The 17,187-nt window shown below is 60.9% G+C and carries 13 protein-coding genes and 1 pseudogene; 4 read left to right on the forward strand and 10 right to left on the reverse strand.

Annotated elements, in window-relative coordinates; genetic code table 11:
* Nucleotides 1-90: 90 nt before the first annotated feature.
* The 10 genes and pseudogenes from purH to CLM72_RS03120 form a co-directional block, all read right to left on the reverse strand.
* Nucleotides 91-1,698 carry a bifunctional phosphoribosylaminoimidazolecarboxamide formyltransferase/IMP cyclohydrolase gene (gene purH, locus CLM72_RS03065; RefSeq protein WP_105225595.1) on the reverse strand — a complete coding sequence of 536 codons (1,608 nt, stop codon included), beginning with the start codon at nucleotides 1,696-1,698 and terminating at the stop codon, nucleotides 91-93.
* Between the two features lie 82 nt (nucleotides 1,699-1,780).
* On the reverse strand, nucleotides 1,781-2,101 hold the full coding sequence (gene fis / locus CLM72_RS03070; RefSeq protein ID WP_002555375.1) for a DNA-binding transcriptional regulator Fis: 321 nt from the start codon (nucleotides 2,099-2,101) through the stop codon (nucleotides 1,781-1,783).
* Nucleotides 2,098-3,111, reverse strand: a complete 1,014-nt coding sequence (dusB, locus tag CLM72_RS03075) for a tRNA dihydrouridine synthase DusB (protein WP_034126416.1) — start codon at nucleotides 3,109-3,111, stop codon at nucleotides 2,098-2,100. Before dusB ends, fis begins: the two co-directional genes overlap by 4 nt.
* A gap of 185 nt (nucleotides 3,112-3,296) precedes the next feature.
* Complete coding sequence (locus CLM72_RS03085) at nucleotides 3,297-4,544, reverse strand: DUF3426 domain-containing protein (RefSeq protein WP_105225597.1); 1,248 nt, start codon at nucleotides 4,542-4,544, stop codon at nucleotides 3,297-3,299.
* Nucleotides 4,545-4,574: 30 nt separating this feature from the next.
* Nucleotides 4,575-5,453 carry a 50S ribosomal protein L11 methyltransferase gene (gene prmA / locus CLM72_RS03090; RefSeq protein ID WP_034134793.1) on the reverse strand — a complete coding sequence of 293 codons (879 nt, stop codon included), beginning with the start codon at nucleotides 5,451-5,453 and terminating at the stop codon, nucleotides 4,575-4,577.
* A 294-nt stretch (nucleotides 5,454-5,747) separates the two neighbouring features.
* A complete protein-coding gene (accC, locus tag CLM72_RS03100) occupies nucleotides 5,748-7,109 on the reverse strand; it encodes an acetyl-CoA carboxylase biotin carboxylase subunit (protein WP_003188188.1) in 1,362 nt (453 codons plus the stop codon).
* 17 nt (nucleotides 7,110-7,126) lie between these two features.
* Nucleotides 7,127-7,591: an acetyl-CoA carboxylase biotin carboxyl carrier protein gene (gene accB, locus CLM72_RS03105; protein WP_105225599.1), complete on the reverse strand. Its 465-nt coding sequence runs from the start codon at nucleotides 7,589-7,591 to the stop codon at nucleotides 7,127-7,129.
* A gap of 24 nt (nucleotides 7,592-7,615) precedes the next feature.
* Nucleotides 7,616-8,071: a type II 3-dehydroquinate dehydratase gene (gene aroQ, locus CLM72_RS03110; protein ID WP_073524980.1), complete on the reverse strand. Its 456-nt coding sequence runs from the start codon at nucleotides 8,069-8,071 to the stop codon at nucleotides 7,616-7,618.
* 836 nt (nucleotides 8,072-8,907) lie between these two features.
* Nucleotides 8,908-9,423: pseudogene (locus tag CLM72_RS29495) on the reverse strand (methyl-accepting chemotaxis protein); the annotation flags it as partial.
* A gap of 1,499 nt (nucleotides 9,424-10,922) precedes the next feature.
* Entirely contained in the window at nucleotides 10,923-12,593 is a 1,671-nt protein-coding gene (locus CLM72_RS03120) for a PleD family two-component system response regulator (protein ID WP_105225601.1), read from the reverse strand.
* 298 nt (nucleotides 12,594-12,891) lie between these two features.
* On the opposite strand from CLM72_RS03120, the gene CLM72_RS03125 reads away from it, so the two are divergent.
* From CLM72_RS03125 to speA, 4 genes are all read left to right on the forward strand, one after another.
* A complete protein-coding gene (locus CLM72_RS03125; protein WP_105225602.1) occupies nucleotides 12,892-13,959 on the forward strand; it encodes a DUF2333 family protein in 1,068 nt (355 codons plus the stop codon).
* A 2-nt stretch (nucleotides 13,960-13,961) separates the two neighbouring features.
* Complete coding sequence (locus tag CLM72_RS03130) at nucleotides 13,962-14,498, forward strand: NUDIX hydrolase (RefSeq protein WP_105225603.1); 537 nt, start codon at nucleotides 13,962-13,964, stop codon at nucleotides 14,496-14,498.
* A 182-nt stretch (nucleotides 14,499-14,680) separates the two neighbouring features.
* On the forward strand, nucleotides 14,681-15,052 hold the full coding sequence (locus CLM72_RS03135; RefSeq protein ID WP_003188201.1) for a translation initiation factor Sui1: 372 nt from the start codon (nucleotides 14,681-14,683) through the stop codon (nucleotides 15,050-15,052).
* Between the two features lie 142 nt (nucleotides 15,053-15,194).
* Entirely contained in the window at nucleotides 15,195-17,108 is a 1,914-nt protein-coding gene (gene speA, locus CLM72_RS03140) for an arginine decarboxylase (protein ID WP_096144003.1), read from the forward strand.
* Nucleotides 17,109-17,187: the final 79 nt, after the last annotated feature.

Consider the following 17,187-nt stretch of genomic DNA (forward strand, 5'->3'; position numbering starts at 1 on the left):
GTACCTCGGTGTGTCAGTTGCACCGAGGTGATGCCATCGCAGGCAAGCCAGCTCCCACATCAAGCCAGTGCCCGCTTGAGATCAAATCAATCAGTGGCGGAAGTGGCGCATGCCGGTGAAGACCATCGCAATGCCCGCTTCATCAGCGGCGGCGATGACTTCTGCATCACGCATCGAACCGCCTGGTTGGATCACGGCGGTCACGCCTGCTTTCGCGGCGTTGTCCAGGCCGTCACGGAACGGGAAGAACGCATCGGAAGCCATCACCGAACCCACCACCTGCAAACCGGCATGCTCAGCCTTGATCGCGGCGATACGTGCCGAGTTCACGCGGCTCATCTGGCCAGCGCCGACACCGATGGTCTGGCGGTTCTTGGCGTAGACGATGGCGTTGGACTTGACGTATTTGGCCACTTTCCAGGCGAAGATCAGGTCGTTGATCTCTTGCTCGGTCGGCGCGCGCTTGGTCACGACTTTCAGGTCATCGCTGCCGATCATGCCGATGTCGCGGCTCTGTACCAGCAGGCCGCCATTGACGCGCTTGTAGTCCCAGGCCGCGGCGCGGTCTGCCGACCACTCGCCACAGGCCAGCAGGCGCACGTTGGCTTTGGCGGCGACGATGGCGCGGGCTTCTTCGCTGACGCTTGGGGCGATGATCACTTCGACGAACTGACGCTCGACGATGGCCTTGGCGGTCTCGGCATCCAGTTCGCGGTTGAAGGCAATGATGCCGCCGAATGCGGATTCGGTGTCGGTGGCGTAGGCCAGTTCGTACGCCTGGCGGATACCGCCTTCAGCGTCCGGGCTGACGGCCACGCCGCACGGGTTGGCGTGCTTGACGATCACGCAGGCCGGCTTGACGAAGCTCTTCACACATTCCAGCGCAGCGTCTGTATCGGCCACGTTGTTGTAGGAGAGTTCTTTACCTTGCAACTGAGTGGCGGTGGCGATGCCCACTTCGGCCGGCTTGGCTTCCATGTAGAACGCCGCACTCTGGTGCGGGTTCTCGCCGTAGCGCATTTCCTGGGCCTTGATGAACTGGCTGTTGAAGGTGCGCGGGAACTGGCTGCGACCTTCTGTGCTCAGGGTGTCAGCCGCTTGGTTCACGGTGCCCATGTAGTTGGCGATCATGCCGTCATAGGCGGCGGTGTGTTCGAACGCCTTGAGCATCAGGTCGAAGCGCTGGGCGTAGGTCAGGCCACCGGCCTTGAGGTTTTCCAGGACGTTGGCGTAGTCGCTGGCATTGACCACGATGGCCACGTCCTTATGGTTCTTGGCCGCCGAGCGCACCATGGTCGGGCCGCCGATATCGATGTTTTCGATGGCGGTCGGCAGGTCACAACCTGGCTTGTTGATGGTGGCTTCGAACGGGTAGAGGTTAACGGCCACCAGGTCGATGGGCTTGATGCCGTGCTCGGTCATGATGGCGTCGTCGATGCCGCGACGGCCAAGGATGCCGCCGTGGATTTTCGGGTGCAGGGTCTTGACGCGACCGTCCATCATCTCTGCGAAACCGGTGTAGTCCGCGACTTCCACTGCGGCCACGCCGTTGTCCTGCAGTAGTTTGAAGGTCCCGCCCGTGGAGAGGATTTCCACACCCAGGGCTTCCAGCTCCCGGGCAAATTCAAGGATCCCGGTCTTGTCTGAAACACTGATCAAGGCACGGCGGATCGGCAGGCGGGTGGTCTGGTCGGTCATCTCAATTTCCATCAAAAGCAAAGGAAGTCAGCAAAAAAGGCGACCGGTTTTACGCGGGCGCCTTTCTGGTTTGATTGAATGCTTACAGCAAATCGTACTGCTTGAGCTTTTTGCGCAAGGTGCCACGGTTGAGGCCCAGCAGCTCACTGGCTTTGGTCTGGTTGCCCTTGACGTAGTTCATCACGCTTTCGAGCAAGGGCGCCTCGACTTCGGAGAGCACCAGGTTGTACACATCCGTGACGGAAGCGCCCTCAAGGTGGGCGAAATAATTGTGCAGCGCCTTCTCGACACTCCCGCGAAGGGTCTGGCCTTCTTCGCTCGGCGTGTTGAGGTGCTGTTTCAAATTGACATTGTCGCTCACGGGTGTTGTTCCACTCACTAAAGTCTCGGTCATCATCGTCATGCGGCCACCCCTTCTCCATCCCCTGTTCCCAGGCTCTTGTCGCGTCCGGCGAAGAACTCACGAACGGTGGCGACCTGTGCCTGCGTTTCATCCAAACGATTGAACTGAGCGCGGAATTCCTTGGCGCCCGGCAAGGTGGCGAGATACCAGCCGACATGCTTGCGAGCAATGCGTACTCCCATCACGTCCCCATAAAAGGCGTGCAGGGCGGCCAGGTGCTCTAGCAGAATACGTTCCACCTCGACCAACTCTGGTGCCGGCAAGACTTCACCGGTACGCAGGAAATGCTCGATTTCACGAAAAATCCACGGCCGCCCCTGGGCGGCCCGGCCAATCAACAAGCCATCGGCACCGGTCGCGTGCAGCACGCGCCGGGCTTTCTCGGCACTGTCGATGTCGCCATTGGCAAAGACGGGCATCGACACGGCCTGCTTGATCGCGGCAATGGTGTCGTACTCGGCTTCACCGGTGTAAAGGTCGGCGCGGGTACGGCCATGCACCGCCAGCGCTGTAATGCCTGCCTGTTCAGCGATCTTCGCCACCGTCAGGCCATTCTTGTTGTCCCGGTCCCAACCGGTACGAATCTTCAGGGTCACCGGTACATCCACTGCGCCAACAACGGCCTGCAGGATCTCGGCGACCAACTGCTCATCTTTCAACAGTGCGGAACCGGCGGCCTTGTTGCAGACCTTCTTGGCCGGGCAGCCCATGTTGATATCGATGATCTGTGCACCCAGCTCCACATTGGCCCGTGCGGCATCCGCCAGCATCTGCGCATCGCCCCCGGCGATCTGTACCGAGCGTGGCTCGGGATCACCTTCGTGGATCATGCGCATCCGCGACTTGCGGGTGTTCCACAGACTCATGTCGCTGGTAACCATTTCAGAGACTACTAGACCCGCGCCCAAACGCTTGCACAGCTGACGAAAGGGCTGGTCGGTGACACCCGCCATTGGGGCGAGGATCAAGCCGTTTTGCAATGTGTATGGGCCGATGCGTACCGCCGACATAGGACTTCCCTGTTGTGGGGCCGGATCATTAGAGTTCGAAAAAGGGTTGGCATGATACCCGCTCTCGATGACTGGTTAAAGGCTGAATTGGATAAAATCTGAACAGTTACTTTTTTATCGCCATCGGTTTGGTCGACGGCGGTCAAGTCAATAATCCGCCGTCAAACCTCGGTGGGCGCGCCGTTTTACTCGGGCGAGTGGAAGCTCAGGCTGTAGTTTACGGCTCTATTGCCCGGATCAAGAATGTCCAGGGAGATGTGGATCGGCGTCTGCGAGGGCATTTCGCTGACGCCAGCCAACTCGCCGCTGAGGTATTCGGCGGGCTTGAAGCGACGACTGGCAATCAGGCTGCCGTTCAAGTCCGCAAAGCGCAGTTCCAGCAGCGGGAAGGGCTGGGAGAAGGTCGCGCGGTTATAGATGATGGCATCCACCACCAGCGCCCCGGCGAATTCGGGGTGGCTGCGCACCACCAGATTGCTGCTCTTTATATGGGTAATGTCGACCCGCGATGGCACGGTGCACCCCAGTTTCGGGCATAGCGCCTGGAACCAGGGACGGTAGGCGTCCTGGCGGGCCACGTCGTCGAATTGGTAGGCGATGTACTGGCCGGCCAGGCCTGCGGCGGCGAGTACCACCAACAATATCCAGACCAGACGGCGACCCCAGCCTGACGGACGCTTCTGCGCATACAGGTGCAGGGGGTCGTCTTCCAGGTCCTGGAGCAACTCGTCGTGTACACCAGCCTCCGTTCGCGTGCGCTTGCGGCGCGCGAACGTGCGGTCTTCGGGTTCAGACTCATCGTGCTCGTCGCGGGTGGGTTTCAGCGGCGGGTCGAGGTCGTCATCCACGGTAGGAGCGTGCAGAGCTGGTTCGTCATCGAGTTCGTCGACGTGGGCCGACATGGACGGTTCGGTGCGCTGTTTGGACGCAGGTGCCTTAACGGGCTCGGGCTCTTCTTCTGGTGCCTGGGCGCGCTCTTCGGGGGGCTCACTGAACAGGCTGGCCGCCCACTTTTCTTCCTCGGCCTTGACCGTATCGCGGCTGGCGCTGAAGGACTCTTCCTTTTGCCGGCGGTCGGCACCTGGCTGGCGACGTTCCGCACCCAAGGCCTGGGTATGTTGGATCTCGCGACGTTCCAGCTTGGCCAGTTCCTTGTCCAGGTTATCCAGGTCCAGCTCTTCGGCCGTCCACTGTTTCTGGCTGATGGCCCGTGGTGGCTCGGGAGGTGCTTCGCCAATCGGTTCGGGGGTTGTCGGCGCTTCAGGTTCCGGCGCAGACGCCTGGGCGCGTTGCTCCAGCAACTGGCGGGCGGCGTTGAACACTTGCAGGCACGAGCCGCAACGCACCACGCCGCGGGCCACGCTCAACTGAGCGTGGTTGACGCGAAAGCGCGATTGGCAATGTGGGCACTGGGTGACGAAACTGTCGGTCATGCGGCCATCCGATTCAGGCAAGCGCTCATTCTAGCGCCGACGACCGCTGATGCGTACCCAACCATCACGGTTGGCGATCGGGTCCAGCTCGAAGTCTTTGGCGTAGGCCGCAGCCACGTCTTCACCTTGCTCGGCGAGGATGCCCGACAGCGCCAGGCGCCCGCCCGGCTTGACCAGGCTCGACAGTTGCGGCGCCAGCGACACCAGTGGTCCGGCGAGGATATTGGCCACCAGCACATCGGCCTGAACCTGGGGCAGGTCCTCAGGCAGGTAGAGTGGGAATTTGCCTTCGGCAATGTTGTTGCGCCCGGCGTTATCGCGGGAGGCTTCCAGGGCCTGCACGTCGATATCGGTGCCCACGGCCTCCTTGGCGCCCAACAGCAGGGCGGCGATGGCCAGGATCCCCGAGCCGCAACCGAAGTCCAGTACGTTGCTGTCGGTCAGGTCCTGGCCGTCCAGCCATTCCAGGCACAGGGCGGTGGTCGGGTGCGTGCCGGTACCGAACGCAAGGCCCGGGTCCAGCAGCAGGTTGACGGCGTCTGGCTCGGGCGCGGCGTGCCAGCTTGGCACGATCCACAGGCGCTGGCCGAAACGCATGGGCTGGAAGTTGTCCATCCAGCTGCGTTCCCAGTCCTGGTCTTCGATGACTTCGCTGTGATGCTCGGGCAGCGGGCCGCCGGTGAGCAGTTCCATATGGGCCAGCACGGCGGCGGCGTCGGTGCCGTCCTCGAACAGGGCCAGCAAGTGGGTGTGGGACCACAGCGGCGTGGTGTTGAGTTCCGGCTCGAAAATCGGCTGGTCTTCGGCATCCATGAAGGTCACCGACACGGCGCCCACTTCGAGGAACGCGTCTTCGTAGGTTTCGGCTTGTTCTGGGCTGATGGCGAGACGGACTTGCAGCCAAGGCATGGCGGGCACCTTTGAAAAAAATGAATGTGCGGCGGGCAGGCCGCGAAAGCGCGCAAGTTTACGCGAGCGGAGGGCAGAAGACGACACCACAGGCAGCACACTGTTCAAATGTGGAGCTCGTGTGGGAGCCGGGCTTGCCCGCGATGCAGGCACCTCGGTTTTTCTGCCGGACCGAGGTGATGCCATCGCAGGCAAGCCAGCTCCCACACAAGCCTGCTCTCACAGGGCTTTGTGGTGTTATCGGGGCCCATAAACAACAAAACCGCCCGAAGGCGGTTTTGTTGGGTGGAGCACTTACTGGTTGGCCAGCTTGTGTTCCAGGTAGTGAATGTTCACACCACCTTCGCAGAAGCCTTCATCACGAACCAGATCCCGATGCAGCGGGATGTTGGTCTTGATGCCGTCGACCACGATTTCGTCCAGGGCGTTGCGCATACGGGCCATGGCCTCGTCGCGAGTGGCGCCCCAGGTGATCAGCTTGCCGATCAGCGAGTCGTAGTTGGACGGAACCTTGTAGCCGCTGTACAGGTGCGAATCCACACGTACGCCGTTGCCGCCGGGCGCGTGGAAATGCTTGACCAGGCCAGGGCTTGGGATAAAGGTTTTCGGGTCTTCGGCGTTGATGCGGCACTCCAGGGAGTGGCCATGCATCTTCACGTCGTCCTGGGTGAAGGACAGCACGTTACCGGCGGCGATGCTCAGCATCTCCTTGACGATGTCGATACCGGTGACCATCTCCGATACCGGGTGCTCTACTTGCACACGAGTGTTCATCTCGATGAAGTAGAAGCGGCCGTTTTCGTAGAGGAACTCGAAGGTACCGGCGCCACGGTAGTTGATGTCGATGCACGCCTTGACGCAACGCGCCAGTACTTCCTGGCGGGCTTTCTCGTCCAGGCCCGGTGCCGGGGCTTCTTCCAGTACCTTCTGGTGGCGACGTTGCAGCGAGCAATCGCGATCACCCAGGTGGATGGCGTGGCCCTGGCCGTCGGACAGTACCTGGACTTCCACGTGACGTGGGTTGGTCAGGTACTTCTCCAGGTAGACCATCGGGTTGCCGAACCAGGCGCCCGCTTCGGAGCGGGTCTGCTTGGCGGCTTCGATCAGGTCTTCTTCCTTGTGCACCACGCGCATGCCGCGACCACCACCGCCACCGGCGGCCTTGATGATCACCGGGTAGCCGACTTCGCGACCAATGCGCAGAGCGGTTTCCTCGTCTTCAGGCAGTGGGCCATCGGAGCCTGGAACGGTTGGCACGCCGGCCGCGATCATGGCGTCCTTGGCCGAGACCTTGTCGCCCATCAGGCGAATGGTTTCGGCTTTCGGGCCGATGAAGGCAAACCCGGATTTTTCCACTTGTTCGGCGAAGTCGGCGTTTTCCGCGAGGAAGCCGTAGCCCGGGTGGATGCCATCGGCGCCGGTCACTTCTGCCGCGGCGATGATATTCGAGACTTTCAGGTACGAGTTCGTGGCCAGTGGCGGGCCGATGCAGATGCTTTCGTCCGCCAGTTTCACGTGCATCAATTCGGTATCGGCCGTCGAGTAAACAGCGACGGTCTTGATGCCCTCTTCCTTACAGGCGCGCAGGATACGCAGCGCGATCTCGCCGCGGTTGGCGATCAGGACTTTTTGCAGTTTCTTCGCAGGTTTCAACATCGAAGGCGCTCCGCGGTTCAAACGATGGTGAACAGCGGCTGGTCGTACTCAACCGGCTGACCGTTTTCTACCAGGATGGATTCAATGACGCCGGCTTTTTCCGCGGTGATGTGGTTCATCATTTTCATCGCTTCAACGATGCAGATGGTGTCGCCCACTTTCACGGTCTTGCCCACTTCAACGAAGGCTGGCGAGGTCGGTGCCGGGGTGCGGTAGAAAGTACCGACCATTGGCGACTTGACCACGAAGCCGTTCAGCGCAGGAGCGGCTGGGGCGGCAGGTGCAGCGGCGGCGGCAGGTGCGGCAGCCGGAGCTGCAGCGACTGGAGCCGGTGCTTGCATCTGTGGCGCGTAGAACTGTTGGGCCGGGGTCTTGCTGTGACGGCTGATCCGTACGGACTCTTCGCCTTCCTTGATTTCCAGCTCGTCGATACCGGATTCTTCCAGCAGTTCGATCAGTTTCTTAACTTTACGGATATCCATGAATCATCAACTCCCAAGGGTCGGTCAGGGGCGTTTAGCCTGTTCTTCAATGTGTTCCAGGGCGGCCTCCAGGGCCAGTCGGTAACCGCTGGCGCCAAGGCCGCAGATCACTCCTACCGCTACGTCGGAGAAGTAAGAGTGATGGCGGAAAGCTTCGCGTTTGTGCACGTTCGATAAATGCACTTCGATGAATGGGATGCTCACCGCCAGCAGCGCGTCACGTAATGCAACGCTTGTGTGCGTAAAAGCGGCGGGATTGATCAGAATAAAGTCCACGCCTTCGCCGCGCGCGGCATGGATGCGATCAATCAATTCATACTCGGCATTGCTTTGCAGGTAGAGCAAATGGTGGCCGGCAACACGGGCCCGCTTTTCCAGGTCGAGGTTGATCTGGTCCAGGGTCACTGCCCCGTAGACGCCCGGTTCGCGGGTGCCAAGCAGGTTCAGGTTGGGTCCGTGGAGAACCAGTAAGGTCGCCATTGGCTGTTCCTTGTTATTGGTGTGGGTGCGTCAGAACCCGGCGACTATGCCGCAAAGCCTTTGTGACTGTCCAGTTCTATGCAGTAGCCGGCACGATTAGCGAGGATTGCGCAAAATTTGTGACCAAGAGCCTGCGTTCGGTCAGTGTGGGAGCTGGCTTGCCTGCGATGACGGTGTGTCAGTGGCGAACGAGTTGGCTGATCCTGCGCTATCGCAGCGTAGGTATCTATACCACTTCGGTACGACACTGACCCTGTGGCGAGGGAGCTTGCTCCCGTGAAGGCCTGACAACCGGCGCCTGTCTACCTGACACCCCGCGATCCAAATGTGGGAGCTGGCTTGCCTGCGAAGGCGGCCTGACAGTCGACCAGCATGTCAGGCGGTGTACATATTCCGTTATTTAGGTAACGGCCACTTAGGGTTCCGCCCTGACGGCGGCTCACTTTCGAAAAGCGCGAAAGTAAGCAAAGCGCTCTTGCCCCACCACTCGGCATCTCGCTTAGGCTCGATGTGCCCGTAATCCGCCAGTGATTTGGGGGGCCGCCGCCACGCGCCATCCATGGCGCGGGGCGGCTAAACCGGCATCCCTGCCGGTTTACCCCCCAAATCCCTGTCGAATTCCGGCCAGCGTGGTTTAACGGGGCGCCTGAGATCAAGATCAAAAGCAGATCAAGAGCGGCTCGCTTCGCGTCGTGGAGTGTGTGGCCGGACACGGTCAATTGTGGGAGCTGGCTTGCCTGCGAAGGTATCGACTCGGTTCGCCTGAATCACCGAGTTGATTGGATCGCAGGCAAGCCAGCTTCCTCATTTTGGTCTTCATGGAGCATCAGATCGGGTTAGACGCGGAAGGCTTGCACGGCGGTAGTCAGTTGCCCGCCCAGTACCAGCAGGTGCTTGCCCTGGCTACGGCCCTGGCCAATACGCAGCAAATTATCCTCACCCAATTGATGAATCCGCTCACTGTTGTCGCGTATCTCGCTCACGGCGCCACTCTGCTGTGCGGTCACATCGGCAATGCGTACGGCGGTATCCGAGATGGTCTGGATCGCCCCGACGATTTCATCCAGCGCGCCATCCGCCGCCTGGGCCTGCTGGGCGGTGGCTTCGGCGTGTTCGACCTGGGCGCGCATGCCTTCTACCGACTGGTGCGCGGCGCTTTGCAGGCCGGCGATCAGGCCCTGGATTTCGGCGGTGGCGCCGGCGGTACGCTGGGCCAGGGAGCGCACTTCGTCGGCTACCACGGCGAAACCACGTCCGGCTTCACCGGCGCGGGCGGCTTCGATAGCGGCGTTGAGCGCCAGCAGGTTGGTCTGGTCGGCAATCGAGCGAATCACCGTGAGCACGCCGCCGATGGTGGCGGACTCTTCGGCAAGTTTCTCGATCATCTGCGCGTTTTGCTGCACTTCGCCTACCAGCGCATGCAGCCCGGTGAGGCTCAGGCCGATCACACGCTGGCCTTGCTCCACCGCCTGGCCCGCACTGCGGCTGGCCCCAGCGGCCTGGCTGGCATCCCCGGCGACTTGCTGAATGGTGGCTTCCAGCTCGCCCAGGGAATCACGGATTTGCGCGGTGTCGCCTGCCTGGCGCTCGGCGCCGTCGTGCAGGCCGCTGCTCAGTTCGGCCAGGGCGCGGCTGCTGCCTGCCACTTCTTCGGCATTGCCACGGATGGTGCCGACCAGATCCACCAGGTAGGCGCGCAGGCGGTTAAGGGAGGCCTCGATATCGTGCAGTTCACGATTGGTCTTGCCCAGGGCAATCGGTTGGCTGAAGTCGCCTTCGGCCCAGGTCGACAAGGCTGGTGCCAGGTTGGTCAGCACGCGCGCCAGGCGGCGTTGCAGGGTATCGATCAGCAATGCGATCAGCAGGATCAGGCCAATCATCACCCCTTGCATCACACGCACTTCACCCTGAATCTTCGCGTGTTGCGCGCGCACCACGGGTTCGAGGCCGGTGATGGCCTGTTGTACGTTGGTGATTTTCAGGTGGGTGCTGGCGGCAAGGTCACTGCGTTGCTGAATCTGTTCACGGGTGCGTTGGAGTTCGGCGGGGTAGCGGGTCAACAGGCTGTTGAGTTCGCGCTTGAGGTCGACGCCGGTGTCCTGGGCTTCGGTTTTTTCGGTATTTTCCAGGCCCATCAACGCGGAAAAATCATCGGTGTTGGATTCAGCGCTGGCCTTTATTCCCAATAAGGGCAGCTGCGCAAGCAGGTCGGCCTGGGTTCGCAGGTTGGTCACTTCTCGCTCGACATCCGCGGCCAACTCGGCGCGCCCGCTGCTGACCAGCTTGTCGCGGGCCAGGGACAGTTTGCCCAGGTGCTGTGAGGCGGCGAGCAGCGGCGACAGATAGCGTGCAGCCTCAGCGGAATTGACACCGCTGGCGTACTGGCTCAATTGCTCCAGGTTCGCGCCCAGTTCACGCTCGGCTTGCAGCAACAGGGCTTGCGGGTCGCCAGCCAATTTACCGGCGGCCAACAGGTCGGTCTTGCTGAAAGTCTCCAGGTCCATGAGGCTGGGGCGCAGGGTTTGCGCCAAGTCGGGCGGCAGTTCGCCCAATTGAAGCTGCAGGCTTTCCAGGCTCTGGGTGGCACTGCTCAGGCGCAGGGCATCGCCGCTGGCCAAGTAGTCCTCGATGTTACGGGCAGCCTGGTTTTGAAAGACCTGGGACAACCCGAGGTAGCGCTCCATCAACAAGTACGGGCGCTCCAGCGCCCGTTGCGACCACCACAGTGTCGCCCCGAGGGCCAGGCACACAGCCACCAGCAGAAGGGTATTGAGATTGGTCAGCAGCTTCAGGCGCATGCGGGGTTTCAACCGACGGCAAGAGATAAGCGCCTGAATTTATTGCGTTTGTATTACAGCGTTATGACCGAATCGGTGGATTCTGGTGAAAAGATGGCACTTTGCTTTGATGTACGAGCGGCTTGCACGCGATTACGTCCGGCGTCCTTGGCGCGGTACAGCGCTTCGTCAGCCTGGGCGGCCATCATCAAGCTGTCGGAACCGTCGCACAGCTCCACCAGGCCGGCGCTGAAGGTGCACCACAAATCCTGCGGTTGGGCGGGGTAGTGGATTTCTGCAAAGCGTCGGCGAATATCGTCAAGCACCTTGCAGGCCGATTCCAGGTCGGTGTCGGGCATCACGATGGCGAACTCTTCACCGCCGTAGCGGCCGATGTAATCGGTCTTGCGCAAACGCTGCTTGAGAAACAGTGCCAGGCTCTTGATCACCCGGTCGCCCATGGGGTGGCCGTGGCTGTCATTGACGCGCTTGAAGTGGTCGATATCGAGCATGGCAAAGCTCAAGGGCTTGTTCTCGCGGCGGGCGCGGAAGCTGCAATCTTCGAGCAGTTGCAGGATATGCGTGTGGTTGTATAGCCCGGTCAGGCTGTCGCGCACCATCCGTGCCTTCAAGTTGCGCGCACGTGACGCGCGGTTGCGCACAGTGGTGATCAGGTGACGCGGCTTGATCGGTTTGGTGAGGAAATCGTCACCGCCCTCGCTCATCGCATCCAGCTGTTTATCCAGGTCGTCCTCAGCCGACAGGTAAATGATCGGCACACTGACGTAGCGGTCGTTGTGGCGAATCACCTTGGCCAGTTCGGTGCCGGTACAGGCAGGCATATACATGTCGAGGATGATCAGGTCGGGCTGGAAATCCGCCAGCTCGGCCATGGCCTGGATCGGTTCGGTCAAGGTGCGGGTGACAATGCCGGCACTGTTGAGCAGGCGTTCGGTGTGCAGCGCCTGGGCCCGCGAGTCGTCGATGATCAGCACTTTGTACGGTTCGTACTGGGCTGCGCAGGTTAGCACTTCGATCTTTTCCAGCAGGCTTGAGGCCTCCAGGGTGCCGGTCAGGAACTCTTCGCCGCCGGCGCGTACGGCGGCCAGGCGTGTCGGGGTGTCGGTTTCGTGCAGGCTGAAAAACAACAGCGGCAGCTTTTGCTCCAGGCCCTCCTGGGCCTCTGCCGCGAGCTTCAGGCCCAGGCCCGTGCCGCAGAAGTCCACGTCCATCACGATCGCCGACGGCAAACGCTCGGCCATGGACGCGCGAAAGGCGGCTATGCTGTCCAGGGCGTGGGCGCCCATGCCGAAGAACTCCAACTGCTTGGCCAGGCGTTCGGCGCGGTCATGGTCGGCCAGCATCACATAGATCGGCTTGCGCATTGGCGGCAGGAAGGTTTGCTCAAGCTGATCGCCCTGGCGCAGGCCGGTGCGGGACAGGCGTTGCATCAAGCGGTTGAGCTCGGTGATCAGTTGGCTGCTCAGACGGCCACGGTTCTCGTCCACGGCCTGCAAGGATTCACTGATATGCCGCGCCAGTTGTGTGTGTTCGGGCTGTTCGAAGCGTTCGGCGAAGCGTTGCAGGCGCAGGTTGGCTTCGCTGAGTTCGGAAAAGTCGGCGTTCGACCACTCGCTGCGTTGCAGGCGCTGCCAGATCTCAAGAATTTGACGTGCCTGATGAATTACCCGCTGGGCAAAGTGCTGCTTGAGACGCTCGCGGCTGGGGTCTTCTGACTCGGTCATATCCTGACTACTGTGAGGGTGCATGCTGAGGTCGACTGATGGCTCTATGCTAGCACCTCTTTTCTGATAGATGAGTGTCATACGTCAATTAAGTCTGCGTGCCTGCCATTCAGTTATTGACCAGTGGGTCGCGCAGCGTAAATCGCGTGCATCCTTTATAGTCCAAGCGCGCTGGTGCGCCAGTTTCGTGTAAAAGCCCCGCACCGATGGGCACGATGGGGTAGGGTTGTGGTCGGAATGTCTGAACGCACCCGGACAATTGACGTGCATGAACTCAAGTGATTGAAAGGATATCGCCATGCTGGACTGGAAAAACCGCGAAGGCAGTGCCAAAGGCCCCGCCCCTGAGCCCAAGTCGGCCAACCGCAGCTATTTTCGCAACCTGCTGATGAGCCGGGCGTTGCTCAGCATCATCGGCTTGTACCTGCTGGTCACCGGTGGCCTGGGTTGGTACTGGAGCCAAGAGCCGGCGCTGTTTCCGGTGCAGCAAAATGCCCAGCTTGCCGCCGAGAAGGAAGGCAAGCAGATGGTGGTGGGTTACACCACCGTCGAAACCCTCAAGACCGTGGTCGGCACCTTGCTGAACAAGCCAGGCGGCTACATCTCCAACGACCGTTTCCCGCCAGGCTTGTGGATGGACAACATGCCGAGCTGGGAATACGGCGTGCTGGTGCAGGTGCGTGACCTCACCCGTGCCCTGCGTAAAGACTTCGCCCGCTCCCAGTCGCAGTCGGCTGAAGACGCTGACTTGGCCAAGGCCGAGCCGCGCTTCAACTTCGACAACAAGAGTTGGGTGCTGCCATCCAGTGAGTCGGAATACCAGGAAGGCATCAATTCCCTGAGCCGCTACGAAGCGCGCCTGTCTGACCCGAACCAGCGCGGCGCGCTGTTTTATGCGCGTGCCGACAACCTCAACAACTGGCTGGGCGATGTGGCCACACGTTTGGGCTCGCTGTCCCAGCGCCTGTCCGCCAGCGTGGGCCGGGTCAAGTTGAACACTGCGCTGAAAACCGAGACGCTGGCGCCGGGTGAAGTACCGCAGGTCGATGAAGAAGTGGTGGAAACCCCATGGATGCAGATCGACAACGTGTTCTACGAAGCGCGCGGCCAGGCGTGGGCGCTGTCCCATCTGCTGCGTGCCATCGAAGTCGATTTTGCCGACGTACTGGCCAAGAAAAACGCCACGGTCAGCGTGCGCCAGATCATTCGTGAGCTGGAGGCCTCGCAGGAACCGGTATGGAGTCCTATGATTCTTAACGGCAGCGGCTTCGGCGTACTGGCGAACCATTCGCTGGTGATGGCCAACTATATTTCCCGGGCAAACGCTGCAGTGATCGACTTGCGTCAGCTCCTCAACCAGGGTTGATGATGGACGCTACTCAAAAGGAGGCCGCACACCGAGCGGCCTCCGACGCTGAACTGATCTGCTGGGTCGACGAGCAGGACCACCTGCTCGGTCACCTGGTCAGGTCCGACCTGCGCCAGCGCGGCTTGATCGGCCGTTGCACGTTTATCTTCCTGTTCAATTCCAAAGGCGAGCTGTGTGTGCACCGGCGCACACTGAGCAAGGCGTTGTATCCAGGGTATTGGGATACGGCGGCGGGTGGGATGGTGGCCAAAGGTGAGAGTTATGCCGTTTCGGCAGCCCGCGAGTTGGAAGAGGAATTGGGCGTCAGCGGTGTGCCCTTGACCGAACATGACCATTTCTATTTTGAGGATGGCGACAGTCGGCTTTGGTGCAAATCCTACTCTGCCGTCTGGGATGGCCCCCTGCGCCTGCAGCCCGAGGAGGTCATGGAAGCGCGGTTTTTAAGCATCGAAATCATCCAGCAAGAGGCCGAACAAAAGCCCTACTGCCCGGACGCCCAGGAAGGCTTGCGGCGCTATCTGGCCTCGCGTCGCTAAAGTTGCAAAAAATGGCGCCATTTGGCTCTTAGCAAGTCGGCTTTTTGCCGTTACACTGCGCGCCTTTTCACCCGAACCACATTAGCGGTTCGGTAGCGCTGCCCCTGCCTGAGTGGGGCTTCGCGGTCGGTCACCGCCTTGTGCGGCGCCGATCAGTCTTCATCCTCCCAAGAGGATTGCCGGTGGCCAAAAAAGCCGCATCCTTCGCCGCCCTTGGTGGCCTGGTATTTTCCACCGATGCAGGTCGACACTGCCCGGACTGTCGTCAGCCCGTGGATTCGTGCACCTGCAAACAGACCCTGATCCCCGAAGGCGACGGTATTGCCCGCGTGCGTCGCGAGAGCAAAGGCCGTGGCGGCAAGACGGTGACCACTATCACCGGCGTGCCCCTGGCTGAAGAAGCCCTGAAGGAATTGGCCACCTCGCTGAAAAAGCGCTGTGGCACCGGTGGCGCGTTGAAAGACGGGGTTATCGAGATTCAGGGCGATCACGTCGAGTTGCTGTTGGCCGAGCTGATCAAGCTCGGGTACAAGGCCAAGAAGTCCGGCGGCTGAAAGCCTCTTCCCAACCTGTGGCTAAACTCTGTCCTGCCAGTGGGGTCTACTTCCCTTGCAGGCAAATCGTCATTTTCATTCTTTAGACTGCGCCAGCCTCCGCGAGAGGTGGCGCCTTCGCCTTCATTTATAGGGGACTTCGATGTCCGTACGACGCACACGCAAAGACGATGGCAGCCAATGGACAGTTGCGGACAGCCGCAGTGTTTACGGGATTCGCCATTGGGGGGCCGGGTATTTCGCGATCAATGAAGCCGGTCGCGTAGAAGTCCGTCCGAACGGCCCGAACAGCACGCCCGTCGACCTGTACGAGCAAGTCGATGAGTTGCGCAAAAGCGGCCTGTCGTTGCCGCTGCTGGTGCGCTTCCCCGATATCCTGCAAGACCGCGTGCGCCAATTGACCGGTGCCTTCGATGCCAACATCGAGCGCCTGGAATACCAGAGCAAGTACACCGCGCTGTACCCGATCAAGGTGAACCAGCAGGAAGCGGTGATCGAGAACATCATTGCCACCCAGAACGTTTCCATCGGCCTGGAAGCCGGCTCCAAGCCTGAGCTGCTGGCCGTGCTGGCCCTGGCGCCGAAGGGCGGCACCATCGTCTGCAACGGTTACAAGGACCGCGAGTTCATCCGCCTGGCGTTGATGGGCCAGAAACTCGGTCACAACGTTTTCATCGTCATCGAGAAAGAATCCGAGGTCGAGCTGGTGATCGAAGAGGCCGCCAGCCTCAAGGTCAAGCCGCAGGTGGGCCTGCGTGTGCGCCTGTCGTCTCTGGCATCGAGCAAGTGGGCGGACACCGGTGGCGAGAAATCCAAATTCGGTCTGTCGGCAGCCCAGTTGCTGTCAGTGGTCGAGCGCTTCCGCGCAGCCGGCCTGGACCAGGGCATCCGCCTGCTGCACTTTCACATGGGCTCGCAGATCGCCAACCTGGCCGACTACCAGCACGGGTTCAAGGAAGCCATTCGTTACTACGGCGAACTGCGCAACCTCGGCCTGCCGGTGGATCACATCGACGTCGGCGGCGGCCTGGGCGTGGACTACGACGGTACCCACTCGCGCAACGCCAGCTCGATCAACTACGACATGGACGACTACGCCGGCGTGGTAGTGGGCATGCTCAAGGAGTTCTGCGACGCGCAGAGCCTGCCGCATCCGAATATCTTCTCCGAAAGCGGCCGCTCCCTGACCGCTCACCACGCCATGCTGGTGGTACAGGTCACTGACGTCGAGAAGCACAACGACGAAATCCCAACCATCGAAAACAAGGAAAGCTTGCCGGAAACCGTGCAATGGCTGGTGGACCTGCTGGGCCCGACCGACATCGAGATGGTCACCGAAACCTACTGGCGCGCCACCCACTACATGAGCGACGTGGCCACCCAGTACGCCGACGGCAAGCTGACCCTGGCCGAAAAAGCCCTGGCCGAACAGTGCTACTTCGCGGTGTGCCGCCGCCTGCACAACTCGTTGAAAGCCCGCCAGCGCTCGCACCGCCAGGTGTTGGACGAACTCAACGACAAGCTGGCCGACAAGTACATCTGCAACTTCTCGGTATTCCAGAGCTTGCCGGATACGTGGGCCATCGGCCAGGTCTTGCCGATCCTGCCGCTGCACCGCCTCGACGAAGAGCCGCTGCGCCGCGCCGTGCTGCAAGACCTGACCTGCGACTCCGACGGCAAGATCAAGCAATACGTCGACGAGCAGAGTATCGAAACCAGCCTGCCGGTTCACGGCTTGAACGAAGGCGAGGACTACCTGCTGGGTATCTTCCTGGTCGGCGCCTATCAGGAAATCCTGGGCGACATGCACAACCTGTTCGGTGACACCGACTCGGTGAACATCTACCAGCGTGAAGACGGTTCGGTGTACAGCGCCGGGATCGAGACTCACGACACCATCGAAGACATGCTGCGCTATGTGCACTTGTCGCCGGAAGAGTTGATGACGCACTACCGCGACAAGTGCGCGAGTGCGAAGATCTCGGCGTCCGAGCGTACCCAGTTCCTGGATGCGTTGCGTCTTGGGTTGACTCGTTCTTCTTACTTGTCTTCTTGAGTCGCGCGGCCTCACTGGAACTGAGCGAGTGTTCATTTAGTTCCTGTGAGGCCGACTGCATTGGCACGACGTTGATCAA

Origin of the sequence: Pseudomonas sp. MYb193, from assembly GCF_002966775.1 — a bacterium.
GTDB lineage: Bacteria > Pseudomonadota > Gammaproteobacteria > Pseudomonadales > Pseudomonadaceae > Aquipseudomonas > Aquipseudomonas paracarnis.

Bases quoted from the DNA above. Each gene is read 5' to 3' on its own strand.
- CLM72_RS03125 (WP_105225602.1), top strand. From the start codon at position 12,892: ATGCTGGACTGGAAAAACCGCGAAGGCAGTGCCAAAGGCCCCGCCCCT.
- dusB (WP_034126416.1), bottom strand. From the start codon at position 3,111: ATGTCGGCGGTACGCATCGGCCCATACACATTGCAAAACGGCTTGATC.
- fis (WP_002555375.1), bottom strand. From the start codon at position 2,101: ATGACGATGATGACCGAGACTTTAGTGAGTGGAACAACACCCGTGAGC.
- CLM72_RS03120 (WP_105225601.1), bottom strand. From the start codon at position 12,593: ATGACCGAGTCAGAAGACCCCAGCCGCGAGCGTCTCAAGCAGCACTTT.
- CLM72_RS03130 (WP_105225603.1), top strand. From the start codon at position 13,962: ATGGACGCTACTCAAAAGGAGGCCGCACACCGAGCGGCCTCCGACGCT.
- CLM72_RS03085 (WP_105225597.1), bottom strand. From the start codon at position 4,544: ATGACCGACAGTTTCGTCACCCAGTGCCCACATTGCCAATCGCGCTTT.
- aroQ (WP_073524980.1), bottom strand. From the start codon at position 8,071: ATGGCGACCTTACTGGTTCTCCACGGACCCAACCTGAACCTGCTTGGC.
- accC (WP_003188188.1), bottom strand. From the start codon at position 7,109: ATGTTGAAACCTGCGAAGAAACTGCAAAAAGTCCTGATCGCCAACCGC.
- prmA (WP_034134793.1), bottom strand. From the start codon at position 5,453: ATGCCTTGGCTGCAAGTCCGTCTCGCCATCAGCCCAGAACAAGCCGAA.
- accB (WP_105225599.1), bottom strand. From the start codon at position 7,591: ATGGATATCCGTAAAGTTAAGAAACTGATCGAACTGCTGGAAGAATCC.
- purH (WP_105225595.1), bottom strand. From the start codon at position 1,698: ATGACCGACCAGACCACCCGCCTGCCGATCCGCCGTGCCTTGATCAGT.
- speA (WP_096144003.1), top strand. From the start codon at position 15,195: ATGTCCGTACGACGCACACGCAAAGACGATGGCAGCCAATGGACAGTT.